The 26,515-nt window shown below is 61.0% G+C and carries 29 protein-coding genes and 4 tRNA genes; 10 read left to right on the top strand and 23 right to left on the bottom strand.

Translation table 11 applies throughout. From position 1 onward, the window contains the following. Positions 1 to 96 precede the first annotated feature (96 nt). Entirely contained in the window at positions 97 to 996 is a 900-nt protein-coding gene (locus EHF33_RS02020) for a LysR family transcriptional regulator (protein WP_124867426.1), read from the top strand. A gap of 4 nt (positions 997 to 1,000) precedes the next feature. Here EHF33_RS02020 and EHF33_RS02025 read toward each other — a convergent pair whose 3' ends face one another. Further along, on the bottom strand, positions 1,001 to 2,488 hold the full coding sequence (locus EHF33_RS02025) for a S41 family peptidase (protein ID WP_164473381.1): 1,488 nt from the start codon (positions 2,486 to 2,488) through the stop codon (positions 1,001 to 1,003). 76 nt (positions 2,489 to 2,564) lie between these two features. Continuing rightward, entirely contained in the window at positions 2,565 to 3,593 is a 1,029-nt protein-coding gene (locus tag EHF33_RS02030) for a hypothetical protein (protein WP_124867429.1), read from the bottom strand. A gap of 134 nt (positions 3,594 to 3,727) precedes the next feature. On the opposite strand from EHF33_RS02030, the gene EHF33_RS02035 reads away from it, so the two are divergent. After that, a complete protein-coding gene (locus tag EHF33_RS02035) occupies positions 3,728 to 4,465 on the top strand; it encodes a queuosine precursor transporter (protein WP_124867431.1) in 738 nt (245 codons plus the stop codon). Between the two features lie 34 nt (positions 4,466 to 4,499). Here the strand turns inward: EHF33_RS02035 and EHF33_RS02040 are convergent, their stop codons facing one another. The 3 genes from EHF33_RS02040 to EHF33_RS02050 all read right to left on the bottom strand — a co-directional run bounded on the left by EHF33_RS02040 (position 4,500) and on the right by EHF33_RS02050 (position 6,796). Then, positions 4,500 to 5,474, bottom strand: a complete 975-nt coding sequence (locus EHF33_RS02040) for an asparaginase (RefSeq protein ID WP_124867433.1) — start codon at positions 5,472 to 5,474, stop codon at positions 4,500 to 4,502. Positions 5,475 to 5,574: 100 nt separating this feature from the next. After that, positions 5,575 to 6,360 (bottom strand): hypothetical protein, encoded by a 786-nt coding sequence (locus tag EHF33_RS02045; RefSeq protein WP_206431598.1) that lies wholly within the window; start codon positions 6,358 to 6,360, stop codon positions 5,575 to 5,577. A gap of 73 nt (positions 6,361 to 6,433) precedes the next feature. Next, entirely contained in the window at positions 6,434 to 6,796 is a 363-nt protein-coding gene (locus EHF33_RS02050) for a hypothetical protein (RefSeq protein ID WP_124867435.1), read from the bottom strand. Here EHF33_RS02050 and EHF33_RS02055 point away from each other — a divergent pair. The 5 genes from EHF33_RS02055 to ilvC all read left to right on the top strand — a co-directional run bounded on the left by EHF33_RS02055 (position 6,795) and on the right by ilvC (position 12,364). Next, positions 6,795 to 7,415: a DUF1349 domain-containing protein gene (locus EHF33_RS02055; protein WP_241191215.1), complete on the top strand. Its 621-nt coding sequence runs from the start codon at positions 6,795 to 6,797 to the stop codon at positions 7,413 to 7,415. The genes EHF33_RS02050 and EHF33_RS02055 overlap by 2 nt on opposite strands. 67 nt (positions 7,416 to 7,482) lie before the next feature. Then, positions 7,483 to 8,496, top strand: a complete 1,014-nt coding sequence (locus tag EHF33_RS02060) for a DUF1517 domain-containing protein (RefSeq protein WP_241191216.1) — start codon at positions 7,483 to 7,485, stop codon at positions 8,494 to 8,496. A 328-nt stretch (positions 8,497 to 8,824) separates the two neighbouring features. Then, positions 8,825 to 10,552 (top strand): biosynthetic-type acetolactate synthase large subunit, encoded by a 1,728-nt coding sequence (ilvB, locus tag EHF33_RS02065; RefSeq protein ID WP_124872726.1) that lies wholly within the window; start codon positions 8,825 to 8,827, stop codon positions 10,550 to 10,552. Further along, positions 10,549 to 11,163, top strand: a complete 615-nt coding sequence (gene ilvN, locus EHF33_RS02070) for an acetolactate synthase small subunit (RefSeq protein ID WP_164473382.1) — start codon at positions 10,549 to 10,551, stop codon at positions 11,161 to 11,163. The genes ilvB and ilvN overlap by 4 nt, the downstream gene beginning before the upstream one ends. A gap of 190 nt (positions 11,164 to 11,353) precedes the next feature. Then, positions 11,354 to 12,364: a ketol-acid reductoisomerase gene (gene ilvC / locus EHF33_RS02075; protein WP_124867437.1), complete on the top strand. Its 1,011-nt coding sequence runs from the start codon at positions 11,354 to 11,356 to the stop codon at positions 12,362 to 12,364. A 64-nt stretch (positions 12,365 to 12,428) separates the two neighbouring features. Here ilvC and EHF33_RS02080 read toward each other — a convergent pair whose 3' ends face one another. Further along, positions 12,429 to 13,085: a hypothetical protein gene (locus tag EHF33_RS02080; protein WP_124867438.1), complete on the bottom strand. Its 657-nt coding sequence runs from the start codon at positions 13,083 to 13,085 to the stop codon at positions 12,429 to 12,431. Positions 13,086 to 13,232: 147 nt separating this feature from the next. Here EHF33_RS02080 and EHF33_RS02085 point away from each other — a divergent pair, with 147 nt between their 5' ends. Continuing rightward, positions 13,233 to 14,174: a carbohydrate kinase family protein gene (locus EHF33_RS02085; protein ID WP_124867440.1), complete on the top strand. Its 942-nt coding sequence runs from the start codon at positions 13,233 to 13,235 to the stop codon at positions 14,172 to 14,174. A 189-nt stretch (positions 14,175 to 14,363) separates the two neighbouring features. On the opposite strand, the gene rplL is transcribed toward EHF33_RS02085, so the two are convergent. The 13 genes from rplL to EHF33_RS02150 form a co-directional block, all read right to left on the bottom strand. Then, a complete protein-coding gene (gene rplL / locus EHF33_RS02090; RefSeq protein WP_124867442.1) occupies positions 14,364 to 14,726 on the bottom strand; it encodes a 50S ribosomal protein L7/L12 in 363 nt (120 codons plus the stop codon). A gap of 58 nt (positions 14,727 to 14,784) precedes the next feature. Beyond that, the gene (gene rplJ / locus EHF33_RS02095; protein ID WP_124867444.1) at positions 14,785 to 15,276 is read right to left on the bottom strand and encodes a 50S ribosomal protein L10; all 492 of its coding nucleotides are present in this window, start codon (positions 15,274 to 15,276) and stop codon (positions 14,785 to 14,787) included. Positions 15,277 to 15,481: 205 nt separating this feature from the next. Beyond that, positions 15,482 to 16,180, bottom strand: coding sequence for a 50S ribosomal protein L1 (rplA, locus tag EHF33_RS02100; RefSeq protein ID WP_124867446.1), 699 nt, complete (start codon positions 16,178 to 16,180; stop codon positions 15,482 to 15,484). Beyond that, complete coding sequence (gene rplK / locus EHF33_RS02105; protein WP_124867448.1) at positions 16,173 to 16,607, bottom strand: 50S ribosomal protein L11; 435 nt, start codon at positions 16,605 to 16,607, stop codon at positions 16,173 to 16,175. The genes rplA and rplK overlap by 8 nt, the downstream gene beginning before the upstream one ends. A gap of 128 nt (positions 16,608 to 16,735) precedes the next feature. Then, positions 16,736 to 17,308: a transcription termination/antitermination protein NusG gene (gene nusG, locus EHF33_RS02110; RefSeq protein ID WP_124867450.1), complete on the bottom strand. Its 573-nt coding sequence runs from the start codon at positions 17,306 to 17,308 to the stop codon at positions 16,736 to 16,738. Beyond that, a complete protein-coding gene (secE, locus tag EHF33_RS02115) occupies positions 17,305 to 17,484 on the bottom strand; it encodes a preprotein translocase subunit SecE (RefSeq protein WP_124867452.1) in 180 nt (59 codons plus the stop codon). Before secE ends, nusG begins: the two co-directional genes overlap by 4 nt. A 72-nt stretch (positions 17,485 to 17,556) precedes the next feature. After that, on the bottom strand, positions 17,557 to 17,724 hold the full coding sequence (rpmG, locus tag EHF33_RS02120) for a 50S ribosomal protein L33 (protein ID WP_109826019.1): 168 nt from the start codon (positions 17,722 to 17,724) through the stop codon (positions 17,557 to 17,559). A gap of 298 nt (positions 17,725 to 18,022) precedes the next feature. Continuing rightward, entirely contained in the window at positions 18,023 to 18,559 is a 537-nt protein-coding gene (locus tag EHF33_RS02125) for a DinB family protein (protein WP_124867454.1), read from the bottom strand. A gap of 73 nt (positions 18,560 to 18,632) precedes the next feature. Then, positions 18,633 to 19,850 carry an elongation factor Tu gene (gene tuf / locus EHF33_RS02130; RefSeq protein WP_124867456.1) on the bottom strand — a complete coding sequence of 406 codons (1,218 nt, stop codon included), beginning with the start codon at positions 19,848 to 19,850 and terminating at the stop codon, positions 18,633 to 18,635. Between the two features lie 112 nt (positions 19,851 to 19,962). Further along, positions 19,963 to 20,037: transfer RNA gene (locus EHF33_RS02135), tRNA-Thr, on the bottom strand. A 45-nt stretch (positions 20,038 to 20,082) separates the two neighbouring features. After that, positions 20,083 to 20,155 (bottom strand) — tRNA-Gly (locus EHF33_RS02140). Between the two features lie 3 nt (positions 20,156 to 20,158). Continuing rightward, positions 20,159 to 20,244, bottom strand: a tRNA-Tyr gene (locus EHF33_RS02145). Positions 20,245 to 20,300: 56 nt separating this feature from the next. Next, positions 20,301 to 20,376, bottom strand: a tRNA-Thr gene (locus tag EHF33_RS02150). A gap of 522 nt (positions 20,377 to 20,898) precedes the next feature. Between EHF33_RS02150 and EHF33_RS02155 the strand changes: the two genes are divergently transcribed. Further along, positions 20,899 to 22,842, top strand: a complete 1,944-nt coding sequence (locus tag EHF33_RS02155; protein WP_124867458.1) for an ABC transporter ATP-binding protein — start codon at positions 20,899 to 20,901, stop codon at positions 22,840 to 22,842. After that, on the top strand, positions 22,839 to 24,725 hold the full coding sequence (locus EHF33_RS02160) for an ABC transporter ATP-binding protein (protein ID WP_124867460.1): 1,887 nt from the start codon (positions 22,839 to 22,841) through the stop codon (positions 24,723 to 24,725). The genes EHF33_RS02155 and EHF33_RS02160 overlap by 4 nt, the downstream gene beginning before the upstream one ends. 71 nt (positions 24,726 to 24,796) lie before the next feature. Here EHF33_RS02160 and EHF33_RS02165 read toward each other — a convergent pair whose 3' ends face one another. The 4 genes from EHF33_RS02165 to recR all read right to left on the bottom strand — a co-directional run bounded on the left by EHF33_RS02165 (position 24,797) and on the right by recR (position 26,514). Beyond that, the gene (locus EHF33_RS02165; RefSeq protein WP_124867462.1) at positions 24,797 to 25,135 is read right to left on the bottom strand and encodes a roadblock/LC7 domain-containing protein; all 339 of its coding nucleotides are present in this window, start codon (positions 25,133 to 25,135) and stop codon (positions 24,797 to 24,799) included. Beyond that, positions 25,125 to 25,472 carry a roadblock/LC7 domain-containing protein gene (locus tag EHF33_RS02170; protein ID WP_124867464.1) on the bottom strand — a complete coding sequence of 116 codons (348 nt, stop codon included), beginning with the start codon at positions 25,470 to 25,472 and terminating at the stop codon, positions 25,125 to 25,127. Before EHF33_RS02170 ends, EHF33_RS02165 begins: the two co-directional genes overlap by 11 nt. Next, the gene (locus EHF33_RS02175) at positions 25,469 to 25,816 is read right to left on the bottom strand and encodes a roadblock/LC7 domain-containing protein (RefSeq protein ID WP_124867466.1); all 348 of its coding nucleotides are present in this window, start codon (positions 25,814 to 25,816) and stop codon (positions 25,469 to 25,471) included. Before EHF33_RS02175 ends, EHF33_RS02170 begins: the two co-directional genes overlap by 4 nt. Before the next feature lie 101 nt (positions 25,817 to 25,917). Continuing rightward, positions 25,918 to 26,514, bottom strand: coding sequence for a recombination mediator RecR (gene recR, locus EHF33_RS02180; RefSeq protein ID WP_124867468.1), 597 nt, complete (start codon positions 26,512 to 26,514; stop codon positions 25,918 to 25,920). Between the last annotated feature and the right edge of the window lies 1 nt (position 26,515).

The raw sequence follows: 26,515 nt of genomic DNA on the forward strand, positions 1-26,515 counted from the left end.
TCACCAAATTGAGTGGTGAAAGGAGCGGATAGGGGTAAGATGAGGCTAGTGGAGTCGCCGCTTTTAACGGCACACACCACTAAACAGGAGACCTTCATGGAACTGCGCCACCTGCGCCACTTTGTCGCCCTCGCTGAAGAGCAGCATTTCGGCCGCGCCGCCGAGCGGGTCTACGTGGTGCAGCAAGCGCTTTCCAATTCCATCAAGAATTTAGAAGACGAAGTGGGTGTGCCGCTGGTACTGCGAACCACCCGCAAAGTGCAGCTCACCCCCGCCGGAAAAGAGTTTTTGGAAGCGGCGCGGGCCACCCTGGCCGAGGCCGACAAAGTGATCGAACGCGCCCGGCGGGCGGCGCGGGGCGAAGTCGGGCGGCTGACGCTGGGCTTCGTGTCGGGTTTGGTGTTCGGCGGCTTACCGGAAGTGGTGCGAACCTTCCGGCAGCGCTACCCGAATGTCAGCGTAGAACTGCGTGAACTTACCGCCCAAGAACAAGAAGAAGGCCTGCGCAGCAGCCAACTCGACATCGGGCTGATGCTGCTGCCGGTGCGCGATCCCAGCTTCGTGGCCGAAGCGCTGTGGCGGCAAGACTTGGTGGTGGCGCTGCCGAGTTCGCACCCGCTGGCGCAGCGCGAGAGATTGAACATCAGCGATTTCAAAGACGAGCCGTTCGTGTTTTTTCCGCGCCAGATCCGCGCGACGTATTACGACCAGGTCATGCGCTGGTGCGCTGCGGCGGGCTACACCCCGCGCATCGTGCAGGAAGCCATCGAAGTGCCGACCCTGCTGTCTTTGGTGGCGGCGGGCATCGGGGTGTTTTTGCCGATCCGGTTTTTTCAGCGCGTTTCGCTGCCCGGCGTCACCTACCGGCTCATCGAGGGCGCTCCAGTGGTGGACATCGTGGCGGTGTGGCGCAGGCAAGAAGACAACCCGGTGGTGCGGGCTTTTTTGACCGTGGCGCGGGAAGTCTTGGCCGTGGAGCGAATCGGAGAGGAATGAAGCGTTACTGAACTCTACCCAAAGCCGCTTCCAGCGGTAAATCGTTACCGTGGGCCAGCGCTTTCAGATCATCGCCCACTGCCACATTCGGCGCGACTTTGGCCGTCAAATACTGGCCGTCCAAGGCGCGGCTGCGGGCAATGGTGACGCTCAGCCCCCGGTTGCCGGAACCGAGGTCGCTGATGGTGGTGGCGGTGTTGCCCACGCCCACCGTGACTTCGCCAAAAGCGCTTGCTCCCGCTTTTTGCAGCGTCTCGGTGACGACTTCGCTGGCGCTGGCACTGTCGGCGTTGACCAGCGTGGCCAGCTTGCCGGTCCACAGCGCCGGATTTTGGATGGTCGTCAGCGCTTCAGTGTTCTTCAAGCACACCCCGCGCCCCGCGACCTGACCGCTCTGGGCGTCGTAAAAAAAGGTCAAGTCCTGCGCGTCGATGAACTCCAAGGTTTGCCCTGCCAATTTCGGCGCAAAAGCGGCGCTGACGCCAGTGGCCTCGCTGACCAAGCCGCCCCGGTTGCCGCGCAAATCGAGAATCAAGCTGCTCGCTCCGGCTTTCTGAGCGGCCCGCACCAAATCGTGCACCCGCTGGGCGGTGCCGGTGGTGGCAAAGGAGGGCAGCCGCAGCACATAGGTGCTGCCCAGCATTCGGCCTGAGGGCACGGAGCTGCTGGAAACGATACTCGGCGTTACGGCGATGCTCAGGGGGGTGGCCCCGCGCCGAATACCCAGCGTGACGCTGCCGCCCCGGGTGATGGCCGCCGCGAGAACGCTTGAATACTGGCTGGCTGCCGCATTGTCGTCGCTGCTGCTGCGCGTCAGGGCTACGCCGTTCACGCTCAAAATGGTGTCGCCGCGTTGTAAGCCGGCGGCGGCAGCAGGGGTGCCTGCGTCAATGTCAATCAGCACCGCGCCGTCTTCGCCCGGCACCGCTGCAAACCGGAAGCCGAACTTGGGCGAAGGGGTGGGCGAGCCGCTGCCCTGATTTTTGAAGGCTTGGTAGCTGGCCGGGCTCAGGTAAAAGGTGTGGTCGTCGTTGATGGCCGAAATGTACTGCGCCATCAGGGGATCGGCGGTGCTGGGGACGGCCTGTTGTAAATTGCCGAAGGTTTTGCGGAAATTGGCTTCCCACGTTTCGTGAAGCGCTTGCAAATCCACTGGACTGAAACCGTAATAGTTGGCATTGATGAGCTTGCGGGTATCCAGCAGCAGCCCGGCCAAGGTGCTGGCGCTGGCCTGCGTTCTGAGGGTGGGCCAGCGATTGGCGTAACTCAGTTTGGCGAGGTCGCCGCCCACCACCTGTGAAGCGAGGCTCTGCACGGCACAGTTGGGCGCGGCGGGCCGGGTTGCCCGCGCCACCGTCGGCACGTCGTCGCCGCTGGCAACCGGTGGGGAAGTGGTTTTGCTGGTCGGGGTGGTCGGCGTGGTGGTGGAAGTGCAGGCGCTGAGAAGGCTCAGAGAAAGCAGCAAAAGGGCGGGCAGAGGCTGGTGAGTCATGGCGTTATTGTGCCGTATCGGGCCGCTCGGGTGGCTCAAATTTGAAGAAGACGCCTCCCACTCCACTCCACCGAACTCACCGCCCGTTCCAATCGTCTGATTTGGAGAGCGTGATCGAAGTCTTCCAGGGATTGGTTCCCTCATTCATCGGCAGGGAAGCGGCGCTGCGCTCGCCGCCCAGCCGCGCCGCGTCGAGGAGGGCCGCCGCGTTCAGCGCAAACCCGCGTGACCAAGCCGTGAGAGCAATCAAGAACCCGTACAGCACGGCGCTCAGCAGCAGCAGCACGGCTACGCCGCCGAACGCGCTCTTAAACGCGGCTGGGTCAACACCGAAGCTGGCGTCTTGCGCGAACATTGTGGGGAGCGTGCCGAGAGTAGCCACCAGCAGGGTGAAGAACGCCAAAGCGGCCAGCCCGAGCGCCAAAACCACGATGGTAAAGATCAGCCAACCGCCTGCCGCGCTGGCCACCGGCGTGACCGGCTGCCGACTGCCGCCCGCGTGGAGCGCCACTGCCGCAAAAAAGCGTTTGATGCTGGCCAGCACCAGCCAAGTCAGCACGACGGTGGGCAGCGCCTGAAGCACGCCGCTGATGGCCACCACACTCAGCTCGGCGCTCCCCAAGGTTTGGGTGGTGGCCGGATCGAGCTTTGCTGCCCACCCTATAAAAAAAGGCGCGAGCGACACGCTCAAGACGGCTGAAATCAGCGTCCACCACTGCCAAGCGCTCAGCCATTTGTTGAAGCGCCGGGCGTCACGGGCGGCGGAGCCTGTTTGGCCACTCAGCGCGTAAGTCTGCACGCTGGCAATGGCCCGCCGGGCCGCCAGAAGCGCCAGCACATACAACACGAAAAAGGCGGCAGACACCAAGACACTGCCGCCCAAAATCCAATTGACGAAGCTTTTGAGGCCGTCTGGGTCTGGCTGGAGTTCTTTCCAGAACGGGCCGGAAAATCCCCAGAAAATGCCGAGAATGCCCAGCGAAAGCACGCCGATCAGAATGTACAACCCAATCAAAACGCCCAGCGTGGTGCGAATGCGTTCGCCGCGTGTCAGGAGGGAGTGGCGGGCCAGATCAGCAGAAAAGGAAAGGGGAGGCGCGGTCATGGCTTTTATGTTGACATGCCGGCGCAGCGGGTGGTCAGCGCTCGGCAAAGCGGAACTGGTTAAGTCTCAACTGGCCCGCTACACTGCGCTTTGGCGCTCGCCTTTTTGCGAGTTTGCCGCACGAGGAGGGCCGCATGTCCAGCGACCAGAAGTTGAGTGAGCCAGTTTTGAATGCACAACCGACCCGTTTCAAGTATTTCGATCTTATTTTGGCGCTGTTCGCGGTGGTGCTGATTGTTTCCAACCTGGCCAGCACCAAAACCGCCACCGTCAATCTGGGCTTTTGGCAACCGGCTTTTGATGGCGGCACCATTTTGTTTCCGCTGACCTACATTTTCGGCGATCTGCTCACCGAAGTGTACGGCTACGCCCGTTCGCGCCGCGTGATTTGGTTTGGGCTGGCCATGAATATGCTGGCGACCCTCACCTTTGCGCTGGTCGCGTCCCTGCCCGAGAGCGTGGACAGCCCGACCAAAGGCGCATTCGGCGTGGTGTTTGCCTTCGCGCCGCGCATTTTGCTGGCCTCTACCCTGGCTTTTTTTGTGGGCGAGTTTCTCAATTCGTACGTTCTGGCCCGCCTCAAACTGCTGACGGGCGGTCGCTGGCTGTGGACGCGCACCATCGGCAGCACCTTGGTCGGTCAGGGGGCCGACACGCTGGTGTTCAGCTTGGTGGCCTTCTGGGGCGTGCTGCCCAGCGACGTGCTGTGGGGCTTGGTGCTGTTTAATTACCTTTACAAAGTCGGCCTGGAAGTGGTGCTGACGCCGGTCACCTACGCCGTCGTCTCCTTCCTCAAGCGGGCCGAGGGCGTGGACGTGTTTGACCGCCACACCAATTTCAGTCCGTTTAAATGGGGCAAGAGCGGCTCTTAGCGCAGGGAAGGGGAAAGTGTCTTTGATACGCCCCTCAAAATCGCCCGAACACCTCCGCGATTTCGTCTCGTCCCAGTCCCATACCCAGCAACACCACCAACAAAATGCGGGCTTTGTGGGCGTTCAGAAAACTGGCGGGAATCGCTCCGGCCCTCAGCAAGCTGGCTCCGCCGCCCGCGTAACCGTAGATCGGCAGCACCGGCCCGGCGTGGGTGCGGGTGGCGATGATGACGGGTTTTTGCGTCTGGGCGCAGGTTTGCTCGATTAAGGGCAGCAACTCGGCGGGCAAATTGCCGGTGCCCAGCGCAGCGATCACCAAGCCGTCGGCCCGCTCGGCGGCCTGTGCGTAGCCTTCGCCCCGCCACCCAGCGTAGGCGTACAGCACTTCCACGCGGGCGTCCACCCGGCTGGGGCGGTAAAGCGGGCGCGGCTCGGGGCGGGCAAAATAATGCAGCGCCGCTCCGACTGGCCCGTGGTCTATGCGCCCAATCGGGCCGGGATACCCTCCGAAAGCGTCCACCGCCGTGGTATGCACTTTGGTGACGGTTCGGGCGTCAAAAATGTCGCCGCCGAACACCACCAGCGGGCCGCGTCCCCGCGTCTGGGGGCTGAGGGCCACCTGCGCCGCGTCGTATAAATTGCCGGGGCCGTCCCAGCTCAGCTCCTCGGCGTGGCGCATACTGCCGGTCAGCACCACGCCGGCCGGTGTGCCGAGCGTCAGATGCAAGAAGAAGGCAGTTTCTTCCAGCGTGTCGGTGCCGTGGGTCACGACCAGTCCGCCGTAATCGGGCGCGAGGTCTTCGATCAGGCCGCGCAACGTTTCCATATGTGCGGGCGTGATGTGCGGGCTGGGCAAGTTGAAGGCCTGTACGTCGTCCACGCGGATCTGCGGGGAAATCGGCGTTTGCGGCGCTTGCTGCGGCGTCAGGCCCGCGCCGCTGGGATCGGGGCGGCTGGCAATCGTGCCGCCGGTGTGAATGACGGCCAAGCGGGAGGAGGAGAGCGACATGCCGGCCAGTCTAATGGACTTGGCTTGACCGGTGAGAAAGCAAGGCGAAAGGAGCCTGTTGCCTAGGCTCCTTTCGTCTGAACAGCTCTTTTACAACGTTTTAGTTTTTGCGGGTTTGGTCTTTGACATCTTCTTTGACGTCTTGCGCTTTGTCTTTGGTGGCCTGCGCCAAGTTCTGGATATTGGCGCGAATGTCCTTGCCAGTGTCGTGAGCTTCCGTTTTGACGTCGGCCTTCACGTCTTGCACTTTGTCTTTGGCATCGGCGCTGAGCTGTTGGGCGGTGTTCTTGGCATCCTCGGCAGCATTTTGCGCCGTCGTTTTGGTGGCGTCGGCAGCCGCTTTCACCTCTTGCTTCAGGTCTTGGGCTTTGTCCTGCGCCGTATCCTGAGCGCCGCTGACGGCTTTTTGGGCGTTGTCTTTCACTTCATTGGCTTTGTCGGCCACCGCCTTGCCAGCGTCCTGAGCAGCGGCCTTGATCTGCGGCGCGACATTCTGGGCGCTGTCTTTGACCTGTGCGCCAAGGTCTTGCGCGGCGTCACGGGTTTTGGCGGCGGCGTCTTGGACAGCTTTGGAGACGTCTTGCAGAGCGTCTTTGGCGGCTTCCTTGCCTTCTTCGGTGCTGCGTTGGGCAGCGTCTTTGACGTCGGCGGCTTTGTCGGCAATCGTGGCTCCGGCGTCTTTGGCCGCTTCTTTGACTTGCTCAAAGCCTTTGGAGGCGCTGGTGGCCATATCGCTGGCGGCGTCTTTAATGCCGAGTTCGGCCAGCTTGTTGTCGAGCGCCTTGCGGTTTTGTTCGCGGCTGAGATAGTACACGCCTGCGCCGATCAGTGCGCCGAGCAAAATAAAACGTTTGACGGGAAAGCGGTGTTGGTTACGTTGAGACATGACCTACCTTAGCGCCGATTTCTCATCTTGTGGATGAGCGGGCGTTCAGGCGGACTTGACGTAGCGTTGACCTTTACTCGTGGCTGTCTGGACTCAGCAGGCCGATGCGCCGCGCCAGGCTTTCGTTGAAAATCCACTCCTCGCCCGCTCCGAGCCGCAGCAGCAGGTTGCCCCGGTCAAGGTAAAAAGCCCGAATTTTGGCCCACGCCTCGTCCTCGTCTGCGGCCTGCTCGTCTATATCTTCCAGCGTGCCCCACAGGTCGCCGTCAAACTCCACACTTTGCAGTGCTTCGGCGTGGCCGCTGAGGATATAGGCGTCCACTTTTTCACTGCGCGGATAAAACTCGCCTTCTTGGCGCAGCTCCAAGCGGTCGTCTCGTTCATACAAACCCTCCAGCAAGGCGCTAAAGGCTTCCGGCGTCAATTCTCGTTCCATGTCCGCAGTCTACCCGCCGTGTATGCTGGCCGCACCGATGACCGATTGGCAAACCCTGACTTGGCTCAACCCGCCGCCGCGCTCACACCTAGAGAACACCCAACTTGAGGTCGAAACCGCCCCCGACACCGACTTTTGGCGGCAGACCCATTACGGCTTCACCCATGACAACGGCCACTTTTTCGCTCTGCCTGCGCCGCAGGAATTCAGCGTGCAGGTGCGGGTGCGCGGTCAGTATCAAGCGCTGTACGACCAAGCGGGTTTGATGCTGCGTGCCAATGAGCGCGAGTGGATCAAGGCGGGCGTAGAATTTGTCGGCCAGCAGCTCAGCGCCGTGGTCACACACAGCTTCAGCGATTGGAGCGTGCGCCCGGTGGGCATGCCTGACTTTTTTGATCTCAAGCTGACCCGGCGGGGCGACGCGGTGAGCGTGCAAAGCCGCTGCTTTTATGCTGAAGAAGCGCAGGAAACCGAGTGGTCGCTCCTGCGTTTGGCTTACTTTCCGCCGGAACTGGCCGCAGAGGTGGGCGTCTATGCTTGCTCGCCCCAGCGCGGCGGCTTTACCGTGATGTTCAGCAAGTTCGAGCTGGGGCCAGCCGAAGGCGGGGCGCTGTACTGACCCCGGTATTGACCGTTTCCTGGCCTTCACGTCTCACCCTGCCCCAACTCGCTCTAAACTGTTGGCTATGCCCAATTCCGCTTCGATGTTTTCTGCTTTTGCCGCTTATCTCCACCACTGGCAACGCCTGCTCAAAGTCACGCTGCTGCTCGGTCTACTCGCTTTAGGCGGCCTCGCTTGGGCCCAGTCCGGCGGCGGTTTCGGGGGGCGATCCAGCGGCGGCGGCGGCGGTTCGTCCAGTGGCGGCAGTTTTGGCGGCGGCTCCAGTCGGGGCGGCGGCGGCTATTCAGGCGGCGGGTACAGTGGCGGCGGCTACCGGGGGCCGGTCATCATCAACAACGGCGGCTACGGTGGGGGATACGGCGGCGGTTACGGCGGAGGCGGCGGCCTGAGCTTGTTTCCCATTTTGCTGATCGGCGGCATTGTTTTGGTGGTGTTTTTGGTGATGCGCCGCAGCGCGGCTTCGGGGCGCGGAGTGATGGGCGGCGGCTTGCTGGGCAGCATGAGCGGCAACGCCCAGACGGTGATGGTGCAAGTCGTCATGACCGACGGCGACGATGTCAAACGCGCTCTGCAAGCGGTGGCCCAGAGCGGCGATCCCGATACCGACGCCGGGCTGACCCAGATGCTTCAGGAAGCGGCTTTGGTAGTCCTCAGACACCCCGAGCGCTGGACTTACGGCGACGTGCAGCGTGCTCAGGGCAGCGCCAGCAGCGCCGACGCCCAACTCGGCGCGTGGGCCACCCAAGCCCGCGCCGCCTTCACCGATCAGACCACCAGCAATTACCAAAATAAAGACCCGCGCACCGGCTACCAGCACCAAGCCGACTACACCTTCAAAAAAGACGTGGGCGAGCTGTACTTGGTCGTGACGCTCGGCGTGGCGGCGCAGAGCTTGGCGCAGTTGCCGCCTGCTGGGACCACCGACGCGGCGGAAGTCCGGGCGGCTCTTCAGGCCATCTCCGCCGTCAATCCCGGCGACTTGATCCGTGCCGAAGTCATCTGGAGCCCCGACGCCGAGGGCGAATTTTTGACCGAAGACGAAGCGATCATGAAATACCCGCAGGCCAAGAAGCTGTGAGCGTGTTGCTCCGTTTGGCCCTGCCGGCCTTGACCATGCCTTGACCGTGATCTGACCTTGACTAGATTTTTGTTGACGCCGCCTCTTCCCAGCGCGTACCCTGATGAGTATGTACGCAGGCGCAGCTAACATTGTGGTAGTACTTCTTGGCTCCGGGGGTTGTCGGCGCTAAGTCCTGCGTGACGCTAGAAGCCCCCGCCCCACACCCAGGGCGGGGGATTTTTTGGATAGGGGATAGGTAGGACGAGGAGAAGGGCGCATGACCCAGCCGGACGCAGATCGACCAGAGCAGCACCCAGAGCAGCAAGAACATCAGCAGATGCAGGACATGACTGGAGCCAAGGCGCTGTGGGCCACCCTCGCCGCGCACGGCATCAGCACGGTGTTCGGTTATCCGGGCGGCGCGATCATGCCGGTCTACGACGCCCTGACCTACTATCCCGAAGTGCGCCACGTGCTGGCCCGCCACGAGCAAGGCGCGATTCACGCCGCCGAAGGCTGGGCCAAGGCCACCGGCGAAATCGGCGTATGCATCGCCACTTCCGGCCCCGGCGCGACCAACTTGGTCACCGGACTCGCCGACGCCATGATGGACAATGTGCCGCTCCTGGCCATTACCGGCAACGTGGCGCGGCACCTGATGGGCACCGACGCTTTTCAGGAGGCCGACATCACCGGCATCACTTTGCCGATCACCAAGCACAACTACGTGGTGACCGATCCCAACGAACTGCCCGCCATCGTGGCCGAAGCGATTCGGATTGCCCGCTCGGGCAGACCCGGCCCGGTGCTGGTGGACATTCCTAAAGACGTGCAACTCGCGGCGTTTACTGGCAAACTGGTCAAACCGCAGGCCGCCCCCGAAGCCATCAGCCCGCGCCCGGAAGCGATCCACGCGGCCTGCGAACTGCTCAAGACGGCCAAAAAGCCTGTTTTGATGGTCGGTGGCGGTTCGCAGGGCGCGTCCAAAGAAATCACCGAGTTTGCCCGCGCCTGGCAAATCCCCACCATCACCACGCTGATGGGCCTCGGCGCGTTTCCGGCGTCTGATCCGCTGTGGCTCGGCATGCCCGGTATGCACGGCAGCGTCGCCGCCAACCACGCCATCTCGCAGGCCGACGTGCTGATCGGCTTCGGGCTGCGCTTCGATGACCGCGTGACAGGCCGCGTCAAGGATTTTGCGCCGAACGCCCAGATCATTCACATTGACCTCGACGCCGCCGAAATCGGCAAAATCGTGCGTGCCCACTTGCCGGTCAAGTCGGACGCCAAGCAGGCTGCGGTTGCCCTGACTCAGGGCGCAGTGCCGTTTGAAGTGCCGGAGTGGCAAGCCCAACTTGACGAATGGAAAACGCGCGGCGAACACCCGACCACCTGGGGCGCGGCTCAGGCGGTGCGGCAAGTGGTGGCCAGACTGCGCCCCGACGACATCCTGACCACCGACGTGGGCCAACACCAGATGCTGGCCGCTCAACTGGCCCGCTTTGAAAAGCCGCGCCGCTGGCTGACGTCCGGCGGCCTCGGAACCATGGGCTTCGGCTTTCCGGCAGCGCTCGGCGCGGCGATGGCCGAACCCGGTGTGCAGAGCATCGTGATTGCTGGCGACGGCGGCTTTCAAATGACGGCTCAAGAACTCGCCACCCTCACCAAATACGACATCCGCAACTGCAAAATCTGCATCATCAACAACTCGTACTTGGGGATGGTGCGCCAGTGGCAGGAGCTGTTTCACGAAAAGCGCTACAGCGAAGTTTATCTGGGCGACTCCAACCCTGATTTCCTCAAACTGGCCGACGCTTACAACATCAAAGGCTGGCGGGCCGACAACAGCGCCGATCTAGAGACGGCCATTGACGCCTGGCTCTCACACGACGGCTCGGGCCTGCTGGAAGTGGTGGTGCCCAACGAACACGGCGTTTTTCCGATGGTTCCGGCAGGCGCGGCGCTGTACGAGATGATCGAAAACGAGCCGGTCAAAGTACCGGACTTGGGCGACAAAATGAATGTGATGGCCAGCGCACCAGACACCGAAATCAGCACGGAGGCCAGCCAATGACTTCACCGTTTCAGCCTGTTTCAGACCACCTCGTCTCGGCGCTGGTGCGCGACGAACCCCGCGTCCTGACCCGCATCACGTCTCTCTTTGGGCGGCGCGGTTACAACATCAAAAGCCTGTCGGTGGGCGCGACCGAAATGCCCGGCGTCTCGCGGATGACTTTTGTGGTCAGCGGAGACAGGGGCGTGGTCGAGCAGGCCATGAAGCAACTCGACAAGCTCCACGACGTAGTCAAAATCATTGACCACAGCTTGGAAAAGTATGTTGACCGCGAGTTGGTGCTGGTAAAAGTGCGGGTGGAAAACACTGAGCGCCGCATTGAAATTCGTCAGATGGCCGAGGATTTCCGCGCCCGGATCGTGGACGCCGGACACCACGCCCTGACCTTTGAAGTGACCGGTGACGAAGGCAAAATCACCGCTTTTATCGAACAGATGCGGACGTTCGGTATTCTGGAAACCATGCGCACGGGCCGGATCGCCCTGACGCGCGGCAGCAACGCCGATATTCCCAGCCATATCTACCACGACGGCGAGACGGAAACGCTCCAGCCGGTGCTGCAAAGTGCGCCGCGTGAGGGCAAGGCGCGGGAAGTCAACAATATGTTCTGAGTGGGCTCGCGGGTAGGGTGGAAACGAGTTTACTGACGTTGCCCCTCCCCAGCTCTCCCCTAGAACACCCCGCTTCCTTTTACCTTCCAAGCCCTATAGTTCTTACCATTGCTTTTCCGCCCGCCGCTGCCCGCTGGCTTTATTCGCAGCAGGACAGCGCTGAGCCGTCAGAACCAACAAGGAGACTTACATGGCCGCAAAAATGTACTACGACAAAGACGTTGCACTGACCCCCATCGAAGACAAACTGATCGCCATTATCGGCTACGGCTCACAGGCCCACGCTCATGCTCAGAACTTGCGCGACAGCGGCCTGAACGTGGTCGTCGGCCTGCGCGACGGCTCCAGCAGCAAGGCCAAAGCCGAGCAAGCCGGTCTGCGCGTGGCCAGCATCGAAGACGCCGTGAAGGAAGCCGACGTGGTGATGCTGCTCATTCCCGACGAAAACCAACCCAAAACCTACACCGAGAGTATTGAACCCCACCTGAGTGCAGGCAAGGCGCTGGCCTTCGGGCACGGCTTCAACATCCACTTTGGCCGGATCAAGCCTCCCGCCGACGTGGACGTTTTTCTGGTCGCTCCCAAGGGCCCCGGTCATATGTTGCGCCGCGTCTACGCTGACGGCGCGGGAATGCCCAGCATTTTTGCCGTGGAGCAAAATGCCAGTGGCAACGCCCGCGAGATTGCGCTGGCTTACGCACGCGGCATCGGCGGCACCCGTGCAGGCGTCCTTGAAACCACTTTCAAAGAAGAAACCGAGACTGACCTTTTCGGCGAGCAGAGCGTGTTGTGCGGCGGCGTCACCCACCTGATTCAGGCGGGCTTCGAAACGCTGGTGGAAGCGGGCTATCAACCCGAAATCGCTTACTTTGAAACGCTGCACGAAGTTAAACTGATCGTCGATTTGATTTACGAGAAGGGCTTTGAAGGGATGCGCCACTCGATCAGCAACACCGCCGAGTTTGGCGATTACGTGACTGGGCCGCGTATCATCACGGCGGACACCAAGGCCACCATGAAGGATGTGCTGACCGACATTCAGAGCGGTAAGTTCGCCGAGAAGTTCATTGCCGACGCCGAATCGGGCTTTCCGTATATGAACGAGCAACGCGGCAAAATGCGAACCCACACGTTGGAAGTGGTGGGCAAGGAACTACGAGATCAGATGCCATTCATTACCAAAAAAGAATTGGAAGTCTAAGCCAATTTAAGAAAAGCGGCCTGCCTTCTGAATTGAAGGTGGGCCGCTTGCTGTTGCTCGCAAATTAAGGGTTCGGCGTATAGAGCGGCGGCTTGCCCACTTCGCTTGAAGCGTCGCTGCTGAAATACACCCACCACACGATCTGGGCGGCGGGGTTGTTCCGCGCTTCGGTGTAAGCAGCTTCGGAAGAGTCGTTGCCCACCAGAAAATACCAGCGGTAAAACGGCTTCCAAGCATTGAGTCGGGGAAGCTGCTTCAGCATCAATTCTTTCCCCCCGCCTATCCCCTCGGCCCGGTTTCCCATACCCAAGCACTGCTTGGCCAGATTGGTCTCGGAGCTGCTGCTTGCCCCGAGGAGAGCCAACTGCTCTTCTGGGCCGCAAGGGGAGAGGCCAGGCAAACTCAGGGTGGGTTCGTTTTTTCCCCGTAAAATCGGATCGCCCGCCAAACCGACAATCAAGCGCACTGGAGCTTTGAAATCGTAGATGGACAGCGTACGCGTCCCCGTATAAAGCCCGCTTTGATCTGTGCCGTTCATCTGGCTCGTTGCAGCGATGATGGCCCGTTTTGTTCCAACAGGCGCACTGACACTCACCGCTTCAAATTGTCCGAGTATGGCCGCGACCTCGGCGGCGTTGAGCGGGGATATGCTTTGGGCCGCAGCAACTGTGCCAGCGCTTGAAAAGATCCAGAGCGCCAGCAAACGTGAAATGAGGTGCATTCGGTGAGTATAACTTTGCCAATGGAAGTGGCGGTCAACCGAGCGCTCAGGGTAAAGAACCTATTCGTTGAGGAGTGAATCACCCTGCGCTGGGGGGCAACCCAACAGCGCCTGCCGAACGCCCGCAAGATGGTATTCTAATTTCCAATGACCCGCCCCGACTTTTCCACCTACGCCGACCCGTCCGATCACTCTTTGCCCCTCATCGTCAGCGCGGGAGAAGCCCTCACCGACCTCGTGACTGCTGGCGGCAACCAGTGGACGGCCCACCCCGGCGGCGCAGCATGGAACGTGGCCCGCGCCTGCGCCCGTCTCGGGGTGCCGAGCGCGTTTGCGGGCGCAGTCGGGCAAGACAACTTTGGTGACGATTTGGTGCGGGCCTCGCTGGAAGCGGGCCTTGATCCGCGCTTCTTGCAGCGGCTCCCGGCGGCCACGCTGATGGCAGTGGTGTATTCAGCCAACCCGCCGGCTTACCGCTTTTTGGGCGAAAACAGCGCCGACTTGATGTTTGACCCGACCCACCTGCCGGACGGCTGGCTGGGATCGGCCCGCTGGCTGCACGTCGGCGGCATCAGCTTGGTGCGCTGGCCGCTGGCCGACACGCTGCTGGGCCTGATCGAAAATGCGCGGGCGGCAGGCACCAAGATCAGCTTCGATCCCAATGCCCGCATCGTCCACCGCAACCCGGCCTACTTGCCGGTGTTTGAAGCGGTGGTCAAGCGCTCGGATATGCTCAAGTTCAGCGACGAAGATTTGGCTTTTTTCTTTGCAGGCCAATCTGAAGACGACGCTCTGCGCTACCTGCGGGGCCTTAATCCTCGCGCTCCAATTATCGTGACCCGTGGGGCGCTGGGCGCGAGTTTGTACCACTCGTCGGGCCGCGTTGACTTGCCGACGGTGCTGGTCACGGTGGCTGACACGGTGGGAGCGGGTGACGCGCTGTGTGCTGGCATTTTGGTCAGCGCCACCGAGCAGCCCGAAGCTCTCTGGACGGATCATCTCCAGATGGGCCTCAAGGCGGCGGCGGTGGCCTGCTCGCACGCAGGCGCGTATGCTCCCACCCGCGAAGATTTGAACGCGCTGCACTAAGTTTTGCTCTCAACGGTGTGGAGTACAGCACTACCCCGTACCGTCGTCACGTCGGGTCTCATCTGTGCTCGGTGGCAGAAAATGCAAACTGCGCCCGGCGCATAGGCTGGTTGGTGCAGCACCCTCCACACGCCAGCACAAAAAACCCCCAACCAAGCGGTTGAGGGCTGCACTCCCGGTTAAGGGGCCTTACTTCAGTTCGACTTTAGCGCCGGCAGCTTCGAGCTGGGCCTTGAGCTTCTCGGCTTCTTCTTTGTTGATGCCTTCCTTGAGTGCTCCGCCCTTCTCGCTGAGATCCTTGGCTTCTTTAAGGCCCAGACCCGTGATGGCGCGGATTTCTTTAATGACGTTGATCTTGCTGGTACCAGCGTCGATCAGCACCACGTCGAATTCGGTTTTCTCTTCGACGGCGGCCGCGCCAGCAGCGGGGCCAGCGACAGCCACAGCAGCGGTCACATTGAACTTCTCTTTGATGGCGTCAATCAAATCGGCCAGTTCGAGGAGGGTGATGTTGGACAGATCGTCGAGGAATTGCTCTTTGTTGAAAGCCATGGTAGGACTCCTTTAATTTGAAGGGAAAAACGGGTGAGAGGGAAGAGGAAAGCGCAGTTTAAGCGGCGGCTTCTTCGAGCTGCGCTTTGTAGGCTTCCAAAAGGCCCACGAAGTTGCTTTGATGTGCGCCCAGCACGCCAACCAGCTCGGAGTAGAGCTGATCTTTGGTGCCCAGCGAGGCGATACGCGCCACCACGCTGATGTCGACGCGCTTGCCTTCGAGGAAGCCCGCTTTCATGGTCGGGATGCCTTTGTCGTTGGCTTTGGCCGCGTCGCTCAGCGCTTTGGCCACACCAGCGGCGTCGTCTTGGGCCACCACGATAGCGCTCGGCCCTTTGAGGGCGTCGCTGAAATCGGTTTCACCCAGCGCCAAGTTGATGAGGGAGTTTTTGGCGACAATAATGCGCCCGCCCTTTTCCACCACTTGCTTGCGGAGTGCGCCCAACTGCCCAGCGCTGAGGCCCTGATAGTCGACGACGAAAAACGTTTCGACGCCTTCTAAGGAAGCCTTCAGCGAGGCCAGAATGTTTTGGTTGCGTTGGTTCGGCATAGTTGCGAACCTCCTTTCTGGTCATACAGCTTGAATGAAATCGGAAAACAAGGGTGTCCGGTGCCCAGAGGCGTTCCAGACAACTCGGCGGGTGGATTTAAATCTTTTAACCGTGAGGTCAAAACCCTGGCAAAGATACCCGCTGTCTAAGGTGCCGCGAACATTGAGAGGTGCCTGAATGCACCGGGGTGCTGATGGTTGGGTATTACTGCGCTTGGGTGCTGAGCGTCAGGGGAATGCTCGGCCCCATGGTGCTGGTCAGGAAAGCGCTGCGCAGGTAGACGCCTTTGGCGCTGGCAGGCTTGGCTCCTTCGAGGGCGCTGATCAGCGCTTGGTAGTTCTCGCTGATATTGCCGCCTTCAAAGCTGACCTTGCCGATCGGCGCGTGGATCACGCCGGTCTTGTCATTGCGGAACTCGATGCGTCCGGCCTTGAGGCTCTTGACCATGCCGGCCACGTCGGTGCCGACGGTGCCGCTTTTTGGGTTGGGCAGCAGGCCGCGCGGCCCCAGCAAACGGGCCAATTTCTGACCGACTTGGGCCATCATGTCGGGGGTTGCCACGACCGAGTCGAAGTCCATGAAGCCGCCTGCGATGCGCTCGATCAGCTCTTCGCTGCCGACCACGTCCGCGCCCGCAGCTTCGGCGGCGGCCACGTTCTCACCCTTGGCGATCACGGCCACGCGCACATTGCGGCCCGTGCCGTGCGGCAGCGCCACCGTGCCGCGCACGTTTTGGTCACTCTTGCGCGGGTCGATGCCGAGGCGGAAGTGAACTTCCACGGTTTCGTCGAACTTGGCGGTGGCCAGTTCTTTGACGAGTTCAGCAGCTTCGCTGATGGTGTACTGCTTGTTGCGGTCGACTTTACCGATGAGCGCCGTGTAGCGCTTTCCGTGCTTAGGCATTGGGGCCTCCCTCGATGGTCACGCCCATGCTGCGTGCTGTGCCTGCGACCGTGTTGGCGGCGGCTTCGACGCTGCCCGCATTGAGGTCGGGCATTTTGGTTTTGGCGATTTCCAAGACCTGATTCCAGTCGAGCTTGCCGACCTTGGCTTTGTTGGGCGTGGCGCTGCCCTTGCTCAGTCCGGCGGCCTTGCGAATCAGGTAGCTCATCGGCGGGGTCTTGGTGATAAAGGTAAAGCTGCGATCGGCGAAAATGGTGATTTCCACAGGGATGATCGCGTCACCCTTGTCGGCCGTCAGCGCATTGAACTCTTTGGTGAACTGCATGATGTTCGCGCCGTATTGACCCAGCGCGGGGCCGACGGGCGGGGCCGGGGTGGCCTTGCCTGCCGGAAGCTGCAACTTCACGATGCCGGTAATCTTCTTCATTTCTTCTCCTTAGCTCCCCCTGGTGCTGCTCTGAGGGGTGCTGGCGCTAAGTTCTGCCGGTTGAGGGGATTTGGCAGCAACTTTTTTATTTTACGGATTTTTAAGCGGCTTGGCTAGTGCTGAGCGGCTTATCTGCTGATTTGCGAGAAGTCGAGCTCAACCGGCGTTTCGCGCCCGAAGATGCTGACCAGCACTTTGACCTTGGCCTGCGGCATGTTGACTTCGCTGACCACGCCGCTGAAATCGGCGAACGGGCCAGCCGTAACGCGCACCATGTCGCCCGCTTTGAAATCGGCCTTGATACGCGGCGCGGGCGCTTCCTCGGTTTGTTGGGTCAGGCCCACCGAAATAAGGAGTCGCTGCACTTCCTCTTGCGAGAGCGGCACCGGGTACGTGGTGGTGCCGACAAAGCCGGTGACGCCGGGGGTGTTGCGTACCGTTTCCCAGCTTTCACCGAGTTCGCCGGGCGAGTCGTCGTCTTCAATATCCATTTGAACGAAGACGTAGCCAGGAAACAGCAGGCGCTCGACGGTTTCTTTCTTGCCGCCTTCGCGCAGCTCCACGGCCTTTTCGCTGGGCTGCAACACCTGAAAAATCTTGGTGCCCTGCATTCCCAGCTTGCGGGCGCGTTCCATCAGCGTTTTCTCGACCCTTTCTTCTTGGCCGATATAGGTGTGAACGGCGTACCACTCGATGCTCATGGCAACACCAATTTGATCAGGATGCCGAAGACCTTATCGAGGGCAAAGACGATCAAGGTCAGGCCGATCACGAAGATCAGCACCGCTTGAGTGCCTTCGAATACCGCTTCACGGCTCGGCCAAGTCACCCGCGAGAGTTCGCCCTGGGCGTCTTTGAAATACTGCACGATGTTCATGACCTCACCTCAAAGAATGGCGGAAAAAGGAGCTGTCCTTGCGTGACTCACCATCAGGTGGGCCAGCCGAGATCAGACCTTTTTCTCCTTGAAGGGAACATGCTTTTTGGCGACTGGATCGTACTTCTTGAGTTCCAGTTTGGCCTGCGTGTTGCGGCGGTTCTTGGTGGTGGTGTAGTAAAAGCCCGTTCCAGCGGTGCTTTCCATCTTGATAATCATGCGCGGTCCGTCTTTGGCCATGCTCGTTCTCCTTGTCGTCCGGAGGTCGTGCGCCGCTCTTGCCAATCAGCATGCTGCTCATCGGTATTGGGCGGGCCAACCTTGCGAACTCCCAGTGTCCGACCCAACATCACAGCGGCGGCGTACTGGTGAAAGCCTGCGCGTAGGGCAGACAACGCTCACGAGTATACGGTGCTGGAGGCGCGGCTGTCTAGCCTTGCTCACCTTCCAGGCTGGGCAGGCTGTTGGGAAAACTGCTGACACTCAGCCGATTTTTTGCAGTCTGACCGCGTTGAAGCTCTTTGGTCAAGCTGGAAGTCTAGCTGACGGTTTCCTCTGGCCGCAGCAGCCCCGGCCAGGTGCCCGCGTAGCCGATATTCAGACCCAACGCTTCCAAATAGAGGTAGCGCAGTTGGGCCAACTGGCGCAGATGCAGCAGATCGTGGGCTTGCCACGACGCCATTAAGTCGGCGGCATTGAGACTGCCGCGCTTTGCGGCCCAGTCCGGTTCTGGCCAAGCTTGGAGCTGGCGCAGCGAAGCTTGCCGCTCCTGCAAAAATCTCTCGATGGAACTCTCCAAGCCCCGTGCGTTGTAGCGCCGCTGCCGCGCCCAGCTCTGCGGATCAATTTTGGGCCAAGCTTCCTGCGGCGCTTTGATAAGCAGAGTGAACCGGGTGCGGAAATCGGCACTTTCCTCGTCGGCAAGGTGGTTAATGATTTCGAGTGCCGACCAGCTTTCCGGTTGAGGTCGCCAGCGGGCTTCGGCTTCGGTAAGGCCGCTGGCCAGCAGGGCGACGGCATTGCCGCTGCGCTCAAGCGATTGCAGCCAGTCGGCCAGAGAAGGGACATTCGGCATCTGTGAGAATTATAACAAAACAAGCAGGGGCAAGCACACTGGCTTGCCCCTGCTTGACGAACGTTGTGCTGGCTTACTCCACGATCTTGGTGACGACGCCTGCGCCGACGGTGCGGCCACCTTCGCGGATGGCGAAGCGCAGGCCTTCTTCCATGGCAATCGGCTTGATCAGATCAACGATAAACGTCACGTTATCGCCGGGCATCACCATTTCCACGCCCTCGGACAGTTCCACCACGCCCGTCACGTCGGTCGTGCGGAAGTAGAACTGAGGACGGTAGCCGCCGAAGAACGCGCTGTGGCGTCCGCCTTCGTCTTTCGAGAGCACATACACGCTGGCTTCGAACTTGGTGTGCGGCTTGATCGAACCGGGCTTGGCCAAAACTTGGCCGCGCTCCACGTCGTCACGGGCCACGCCGCGCAACAGCACGCCGACGTTGTCGCCCGCCATGCCGGAATCAAGGAGCTTGCGGTGCATTTCGATGCCGGTGACGGTGGTCTTGCGGAGGTCGCGCAGGCCGATGATCTCGACGTCGTCCTGAACCTTGACGATCCCGCGCTCGACGCGTCCGGTAGCGACAGTGCCACGTCCGGTGATGGTGAACACGTCCTCGACGGGCATCAGGAAGGCCTTGTCGGTGTCGCGCTCAGGGGTGGGGATGTAGGAATCAACGGCGTCGAGGAGTTCCCAGACGTTGTCGACCCACTTGTCGGTGCCGCGTGCCATTTTGGGCGTAGCGGTCAAGACTTCGAGGGCGCGGAGGGCGCTGCCCTTGACGACAGGCACGTCATCGCCGGGAAAATCATAACGGCCCAACAACTCTCGGACTTCCATCTCGACGAGTTCCAAAAGTTCCTCGTCATCGACCATATCGACCTTGTTCATGAAGACAACGATGTGGGGCACGCCGACTTGCTTGGCGAGCAGGATGTGCTCGCGGGTCTGGGGCATCGGGCCGTCAGCGCTCGACACGACCAAGATCGCGCCGTCCATCTGGGCCGCGCCGGTGATCATGTTTTTGACGTAATCGGCGTGACCGGGGCAATCCACGTGGCTGTAGTGACGCGCAGCCGTGGAGTACTCGACGTGGGCGGTGTTGATGGTGATGCCACGGGCCTTTTCTTCGGGGGCCTTGTCGATCTGGTCGTAGCGCATGGTCTCGATGCTGGCGTCAATCGAGGCTGCCGTGTAGGTGATGGCAGCGGTCAGGGTGGTTTTGCCGTGATCGACGTGACCGATCGTGCCGATGTTGACGTGGGGCTTGTTGCGCTCGAATGTTCCTTTTGCCATGGTGGTTCCTCCGGTGAAGCAAAAACTTAACCTGCGCTGCTCGAAATAAAGTCATGGAAATTCGGCCCGCGCTAAGCTCTTTCGAGTGAAGGTGCGGGCCAAATATTCTTACTGGAGCTCTTGATCAGGATTGAACTGATGACCTCTCCCTTACCAAGGGAGTGCTCTACCACTGAGCTACAAGAGCAGGGAACTAAAAGCACTGCTTGAACCTAAAACTCAAAAAAGGAAAAGCGGGAAACGAGACTCGAACTCGCGACATTCAGCTTGGGAAGCTGACGCTCTACCAACTGAGCTACTCCCGCAGATGGTGGGCAGGGGCGGATTTGAACCGCCGTACACTTACGTGAACAGATTTACAGTCTGTCGCCTTTAACCACTCGGCCACCTACCCAAACTTCTCGCTTTGCCGGGGAGCGGCTCGGCGACTGCTGCATGGAGACTTGTACATGGAGCCACCCATCGGAATCGAACCGACAACCTTCCGATTACAAGTCGGGTGCTCTACCAGTTGAGCTAGGGTGGCACCTCTCCTGCTCAGAGGGGTGATTCTCTGCCTGAGCGCGGTTGCTTGAGCGGCTTTTGACCGTCTTACTTCCGGTTGGAGATAGTAGCACCCGACTTTGGAAAGTGTCAAGTCAATCAATTCTGCCGGGTGTGAGGATGGAAGCGGCGCTACCGAAAAGTTGAGCTCAGCCGCCTGCTGTGCGGACAAATTTTGCGGCCCAAGAGCTTGCCTTCAGCCGCCCATAAACGGGCCGTGTCCCGGCTGCTTGGGTGCGGATGGAGAGCGGATAGGCTCAAGGCTTAGGCCTACGACTTCTCAGGCTGTTGGGTGGGCAGCGGAGGGGAGGTAGCACAGCCCGAATGGACTGTTCCCTTCTGGAGAGCTTTACCGTTGCCTCAACTGCGCCAAATGGCTTATTTACCCGGCGGCAGAGCGGCGTAGACTATACCGTTTGGCCCGGGCTGCTTAGCCTGAGCTGCTGGCGTCCGCCGCGTATTTCGCGCTGTTTTCTTCCGCTCCCAGATTTGCCTGAGGTCACTTTTGAATACCCTGTCCACCCTTTGGCCGTACCTGAAGCTGCACCAACGTCAATTCTTCCTCGGCACGCTGGCCGTTTTCGGCGCGGGAACGGCCGTCACGTTGCCGGCTTATTTTACCCGTCTCATCATTGACGGCCTGACCGGAGCCGCCGACACCAATCCGGCCACGGCTGGCATCACGGCGGGGCAAGTGGCGCTCTACGCGCTGGGCGCGGTGCTGTCGGTGGTCGTGTCCGGCGGGCTGATGGTGCTGGTGCGGCGGCTGATCGTGTATGCGAGCCGCCAGATCGAATACGAAGTGCGCCGCGATTTGTTCGCCCACCTCTCCGGCCTCGACAAACACTACTTCGACCGCGCCCGTACCGGCGACTTGATGAACCGCTTGACCGGCGACCTCTCGGCGGTGCGCGAAATGATCGGCTTTGGCAGTTGGCAACTCTCCAGCGTGGTTGCCAGCTTCGTGGTCAGTTTCTTTTGGTTTTTCAGCTTGTCGTGGCGACTGACCCTGGCTGTGCTGGTGGTGTTTCCAGTCATTATTGGGGTTCTGTTTATGCTGGCCCGGCTCATCAGTGCCCGCTACGTGGCGGTGCAGGAGCAAAACAGCGTCATCTCGGCCAAAGCGCAGGAAAACTTTTCGGGTGCGAGAGTCGTGAAAGGCTACGCCATCGAAGACCGCGAGATCACCGAATACAAAAGCCTCAACAGCGAACTGATTAAGCGGGCGCTGCGCCTGACCACCGTGGAAGGGCCGCTGCAAGCTTCCATGAGCCTCCTGATGGGGCTGGCCTACGTGATCGTGCTGATCTACGGCGGCCGGATGATCTTGGGGTTGGTGCCGGGCAGCCCGCTGACGCTGGGCCAATTTACCCAGTTTGCCTTGGTGCTCGACCGCTTGGCCTGGCCCATGCTCAGCATTGGGATGATCACCAATATGCTTCAGCGCGGCTCGGCGTCGTGGGGCCGCCTCCAAGACATCTTCAATGCCCAGCCGTACATCAAAGACGATGGGCGCACCGATTCCAGCATCAAGTCCGTTCTCGGCGAGATCGAGTTTGATCACGTCAGCCTCAACTTCGACGGTCAGCAGGTGCTTAAAGACGTGTCGCTGAAGATTCCAGCAGGTCAAACCTTGGGCATCACGGGCCCCACCGGCAGCGGTAAAACCGTGCTGGGCAATTTGGTGACGCGCCTCGTAGACGTGAGCAGCGGGACGGTGCGGGTAGACGGCGTGGACGTGCGGCGCATTCCGCTTAGAGTGCTGCGCGAAAACGTGGCGGTCGTGCCGCAGGAGCCGTTCTTGTTCTCCGATACGATCGCTTCCAACGTCGCTTTCGGCCTCGACAACGCCAATTACGCACCGATCCCGACCCGCATCAGCGTGCTGAAATCGAAAGCGCCGCCTCCCGATGACCGCCAGCCCGACATGAACCGTGTCCGTGCGGCGGCGGAGATCGCCGGACTGGCCAGTGAAATCGAACGGTTCCCGCAGGGCTACGACACCACGCTGGGCGAGCGCGGCGTGACCCTGTCGGGTGGTCAGCGCCAGCGCACCGCTCTGGCCCGTGCTGTGGCCCGTGAGCCGCGCATTCTGGTGCTCGACGACGCCATGAGCGCGGTGGATACCGAAACCGAAAGCCGGATTCTCAGCGGGCTGCGCCAAGTTCAGCAGGGCCGCACCGTGCTGCTGATCGGCCACCGCGTCAGCACCCTGCGCCACGCCGATCACATCATCGTGATGGAGCGCGGTCAGATCGTGGAGCAGGGCAGCCACGAGGACTTGCTGGCGCTCGGCGGCCACTATGCCGAATTAGACCGCCAGCAGCGCTTAGAGGGCGATTTGAAAAGTGAAGACGAAGGCAAATTGACTAGAGACGCCCTGACTGAAGCCGCTTCCCAGATCAAACCCAGCGGTGAACCGCTCAGCACTGAAAAGGTGAAGGCATGACCCAACCCGACGAGGCCTTTCTCAAGGAGTTCGACGCGAATCTCACACGCCGGATTCTGAACTACCTGCGCCCCTACACCAAGTTGGCGGTGATCGCGCTGATCACCACCTTCGTGTTTTCGGTGGCCGCGCCGCTCTACGGGCTGATTCAGCGCTACGCCATCGACCACGCGCTGGGGCCGAAGGTGCTGACGGCGGGCAGCGATCTGGCCACCCGGCAAGCGCTTTTTCAAGTGCTGCTGAATGCGGCGCTGCTCTTTCTCGGCTTGCGCGTGCTGGATTTTTTGATGCGCTACGCTGCCACCTACGTCATCAACTATCTGGGTCAGAAGGTACTGTATGACATTCGCAGCGATATCTTCACCAAGTTGCAGCGCCTCCCGCTGGCTTTCTTCGACGCCAACCCGGTAGGCCGCTTGATTACCCGCGTCACCAGCGATGTGGACGCCATTAACCAGTTCATTACGGCGGGCCTCGTCAGCTTGATTACCAGCAGTTTTCTCATTATCGCTTACGTGGTGATTATGCTCAGCGTGTCATGGCCGCTGGCGATCATCAGCTTTTTGGTGCTGCCGATCTTGTTTTACGCCTCGGCTTATTTCCGCACCAAGATCCGCTACGCCTTTAGAGACACCCGTATTCAGCAGGCCATCGTCAACACCAAGCTCAACGAAAACATCACCGGAATGCTGACAGTGCAGTTGTTTGGCCGCGAGAACCACAACTCACAGGACTTTGACCGCTCGAACCGCCGCTTGCTGCGGGCGACCATCAATTCAGTCAGTTGGTTTTCGCTGTTTCAGCCGACCGTGGCGCTGCTCGGCGCGGTGGCGAGCTCGCTGGTGTTGTGGTTCGCCGGGCGCAGCATTCTCCTGAGTACGGGCGTGGGCAATCCCGACGCGGTGCTGGCAGCTTCCGGCATCACGCTGGGCACGCTGGTGGCGTTCAACGGCTTCGTGGGCCAACTTTTTCAGCCGATTCAGGATCTGGCCGACGTGATGAACAACCTGCAAGCGGCGATGGCCAGCGCTGAGCGCATCTTTGGCGTGCTGGACGAGGACGTGACCATTCAGGACAAGCCGGATGCCAAAACCCTGACCCACTTTGAAGGCCGGGTCGATCTCAATAAAGTCTGGTTCGCTTACGACTCCGAAGTGACGGCGGACACCCCCGACGATGACCCCCGCTGGACGCTGCGCGGCATCGACCTGCACATTCGGGCTGGCGAGAGTGTGGCGCTGGTGGGCGCGACGGGCGCGGGCAAGACCAGCATTACTTCTCTGGTCAGCCGCTTTTACGACGTGCAGCGCGGCTCGGTGGACGTGGACGGAATCAACGTCAAAGACCTCGCTCAGTACGATCTGCGCCGCCACATCGGCGTGGTCTTGCAAGATGTGTTTTTGTTCGCCGGAACGATGGAAACCAATTTGACGCTGAGCAACCCCGACATTCCCCACGAGCGGGTTATTCAGGCCTGCAAATACGTGGGTGTCCACGAATTCATCATGGAACTGCCGGAAGGCTACAACACCGAAGTCCGCGAGCGCGGCGCGACCCTCAGCACCGGCCAAAAGCAGCTCTTGGCCTTCGCCCGCGCCCTGATTCAGAACCCGGACATTCTCTTGGTGCTGGACGAGGCCACCGCCAGCGTGGACACCGAAACCGAGATGCGGATTCAGGACGCGCTGGCCAAGGTGATGCACGGGCGCACCAGCATCATCATCGCCCACCGCCTCAGCACCATCGAGCACTGCGACCGCATTGTGGTGATGCGGCGCGGGCAAGTGGTGGAGGAGGGCAGCCACAGCGAGCTCCTGGCGCAAAACGGCTATTACGCCCGCTTGCACCGCCTTCAGTACGCGCCCGCAGATGCGGCGGACTGAGCCACAACCTCACACAATGTTAGCAAGCGGCGGCCCCTAAGTTACTGGGCCGCCGCTTACTGATTGAAAGTTCAGAGCCTGCTGATCTCCCGCTTGACCGCGAACCGGACGCGCCCCAAATTGCCGACTTCATCAAAGCCGACCAGCAGCAGATTGTCGCTTTGGGGGGTCAGCAGCACCGGGCCGTCGGCGAAGTCCATCATCAGGTCTTTGAGCGGCTGATCGCCCACGGTGGCGCTGAGGCTCTGGGCCACCGCCTGCGCGGCCCTGACGAAACTGGCGTCAGGCGGCTGGGTTCCGGCGCTCCCCAGCGGGCTGCTGTCTGGGCCGACCAGGGCCGCGTAGCGCACGCCACGGGTGCTGAGAATGCGCCCGAGGGCTTCGTCCAGCTGAAGGGGATCAACGGGCATTGCTGGCTCCCGGCAACTCCAGACTCAGCGCCAACTTGGCCAGCGCTTGCTGGGCGGGGCGGGTGTCAATGCCCCGCGTCATGGCGACGGCGGCCAGGTAGGGCCCCGCCGTCACCACCACGATTTCCAGCGTCTCGGCGGTGATGGCCAGCCGCGACATTTTTCCGAGTCCGCTGGAGCGCGAGACCCGCTCAAAAGTCGCTCTGAGGGCGGTGAGTTCGGCGGCGAGCAGTTCGGTGTAGTGGCCGTAGCTCTCCAAGCTCAGCCCGTCACTGCTGCTCAGCACCGCGCCCTCCACTCCCGGCAGGTCAATGACTTCGCGCAGGTGGGCGCTCATAAGTACGTCTCCAGTTGCCTGAGGGTTTGTTGGCCGTAAATGCGGGCTTGGCCCAAATTGCCGTGGCCGTCGAGGATCAGCATCAAGAAAAAGTCTTGCAGCGGCAAAAGATAAGCGCTCAGGGTTTCGCCGCGCACGAACCACTCGCTTGGCGTGCCCCCGGAGAGGGTGAGTTCGTAGGATTGTTTGGCGGCTCGCAGCAGTCCGGCATGTTCGGCAACCAGCAGGGTGAGGTCTACATCGGCTTCGGTGTGGCCGTCCACCAGCAGACCGTCCATGCCGCCGAGAGCCGCAGCCCAAGCGCCGTCTACATCCATGACCAATTGTTTAAGGGCGTCCAGCATCGTGCCTCATCATACTCGCTCACGTCTCACCTTGGTGTCACCAAATCGAGCACGAAGATGAAAAAACCGCCATTTGCAGGCGGGCAGGGTTTGGCTGCTGATTATTTGCTGACCCGCTGGCGGCCACTCAGCGCCCGTCCCAGCGTGACTTCATCGGCGTATTCGAGCGCTCCGCCCACCGGCAGGCCGTAAGCGATGCGCGAAACCATGACGCCCAGCGGCTCGATCAAGCGCTGCACATACATGGCGGTGGCTTCGCCCTCCACGGTGGTGCCGGTGGCCAAGATCACTTCGATACCGCTCTGGAGTCTGGGCAGCAGCGGCCTGAGTTGCAGCTTATCAGGGCCGACGCCGTTCATGGGACTTAGAACGCCGTGCAGCACGTGATAAAGGCCGGTGTACTCGCCGCTTTTTTCAATGGCGATCACGTCGCCAGGCTCTTCCACCACGCAGATCAGGTTTTGCATCCTAGTCGGGTCGGCGCAGACATCGCACAGTTCTGCGTCGGTGATGTTAAAGCAGACCGGACAGGTATGCAGTTCGCGCTTGGCGTCGAGGAGCGATCCGGCGAGGCGCTCGATGTCTTCACGCGGCTGCTCGAACAGGTAAAAGGCGAGGCGCTGAGCACTTTTGGGGCCAATGCCCGGCAAGCGCGAGAGTTCGCGGATCAGCGCCACCAAACTGGAGGGATATTTCACG

Origin of the sequence: Deinococcus psychrotolerans (assembly GCF_003860465.1) — a bacterium.
In the GTDB taxonomy this organism is placed as follows: domain Bacteria; phylum Deinococcota; class Deinococci; order Deinococcales; family Deinococcaceae; genus Deinococcus; species Deinococcus psychrotolerans.

Excerpts from the sequence above, each read along its gene's own strand:
- rpmG (WP_109826019.1), bottom strand. The coding sequence starts at position 17,724 with ATGGCCAAAGACGGACCGCGCATGATTATCAAGATGGAAAGCACCGCT.
- ilvB (WP_124872726.1), top strand. The coding sequence starts at position 8,825 with ATGACTGGAGCCAAGGCGCTGTGGGCCACCCTCGCCGCGCACGGCATC.
- EHF33_RS02055 (WP_241191215.1), top strand. The coding sequence starts at position 6,795 with ATGTCCGCAGTCTACCCGCCGTGTATGCTGGCCGCACCGATGACCGAT.
- EHF33_RS02080 (WP_124867438.1), bottom strand. The coding sequence starts at position 13,085 with ATGCACCTCATTTCACGTTTGCTGGCGCTCTGGATCTTTTCAAGCGCT.
- ilvN (WP_164473382.1), top strand. The coding sequence starts at position 10,549 with ATGACTTCACCGTTTCAGCCTGTTTCAGACCACCTCGTCTCGGCGCTG.
- rplA (WP_124867446.1), bottom strand. The coding sequence starts at position 16,180 with ATGCCTAAGCACGGAAAGCGCTACACGGCGCTCATCGGTAAAGTCGAC.
- secE (WP_124867452.1), bottom strand. The coding sequence starts at position 17,484 with ATGAACATCGTGCAGTATTTCAAAGACGCCCAGGGCGAACTCTCGCGG.
- rplL (WP_124867442.1), bottom strand. The coding sequence starts at position 14,726 with ATGGCTTTCAACAAAGAGCAATTCCTCGACGATCTGTCCAACATCACC.
- rplK (WP_124867448.1), bottom strand. The coding sequence starts at position 16,607 with ATGAAGAAGATTACCGGCATCGTGAAGTTGCAGCTTCCGGCAGGCAAG.
- EHF33_RS02175 (WP_124867466.1), bottom strand. The coding sequence starts at position 25,816 with ATGCTGGACGCCCTTAAACAATTGGTCATGGATGTAGACGGCGCTTGG.
- EHF33_RS02125 (WP_124867454.1), bottom strand. The coding sequence starts at position 18,559 with ATGCCGAATGTCCCTTCTCTGGCCGACTGGCTGCAATCGCTTGAGCGC.
- EHF33_RS02160 (WP_124867460.1), top strand. The coding sequence starts at position 22,839 with ATGACCCAACCCGACGAGGCCTTTCTCAAGGAGTTCGACGCGAATCTC.
- rplJ (WP_124867444.1), bottom strand. The coding sequence starts at position 15,276 with ATGCCGAACCAACGCAACCAAAACATTCTGGCCTCGCTGAAGGCTTCC.
- EHF33_RS02020 (WP_124867426.1), top strand. The coding sequence starts at position 97 with ATGGAACTGCGCCACCTGCGCCACTTTGTCGCCCTCGCTGAAGAGCAG.
- EHF33_RS02170 (WP_124867464.1), bottom strand. The coding sequence starts at position 25,472 with ATGAGCGCCCACCTGCGCGAAGTCATTGACCTGCCGGGAGTGGAGGGC.
- EHF33_RS02165 (WP_124867462.1), bottom strand. The coding sequence starts at position 25,135 with ATGCCCGTTGATCCCCTTCAGCTGGACGAAGCCCTCGGGCGCATTCTC.
- EHF33_RS02085 (WP_124867440.1), top strand. The coding sequence starts at position 13,233 with ATGACCCGCCCCGACTTTTCCACCTACGCCGACCCGTCCGATCACTCT.
- EHF33_RS02045 (WP_206431598.1), bottom strand. The coding sequence starts at position 6,360 with ATGTCTCAACGTAACCAACACCGCTTTCCCGTCAAACGTTTTATTTTG.
- EHF33_RS02050 (WP_124867435.1), bottom strand. The coding sequence starts at position 6,796 with ATGGAACGAGAATTGACGCCGGAAGCCTTTAGCGCCTTGCTGGAGGGT.
- EHF33_RS02040 (WP_124867433.1), bottom strand. The coding sequence starts at position 5,474 with ATGTCGCTCTCCTCCTCCCGCTTGGCCGTCATTCACACCGGCGGCACG.
- ilvC (WP_124867437.1), top strand. The coding sequence starts at position 11,354 with ATGGCCGCAAAAATGTACTACGACAAAGACGTTGCACTGACCCCCATC.
- EHF33_RS02035 (WP_124867431.1), top strand. The coding sequence starts at position 3,728 with ATGTCCAGCGACCAGAAGTTGAGTGAGCCAGTTTTGAATGCACAACCG.
- EHF33_RS02025 (WP_164473381.1), bottom strand. The coding sequence starts at position 2,488 with ATGACTCACCAGCCTCTGCCCGCCCTTTTGCTGCTTTCTCTGAGCCTT.
- nusG (WP_124867450.1), bottom strand. The coding sequence starts at position 17,308 with ATGAGCATCGAGTGGTACGCCGTTCACACCTATATCGGCCAAGAAGAA.
- EHF33_RS02030 (WP_124867429.1), bottom strand. The coding sequence starts at position 3,593 with ATGACCGCGCCTCCCCTTTCCTTTTCTGCTGATCTGGCCCGCCACTCC.
- tuf (WP_124867456.1), bottom strand. The coding sequence starts at position 19,850 with ATGGCAAAAGGAACATTCGAGCGCAACAAGCCCCACGTCAACATCGGC.
- EHF33_RS02060 (WP_241191216.1), top strand. The coding sequence starts at position 7,483 with ATGCCCAATTCCGCTTCGATGTTTTCTGCTTTTGCCGCTTATCTCCAC.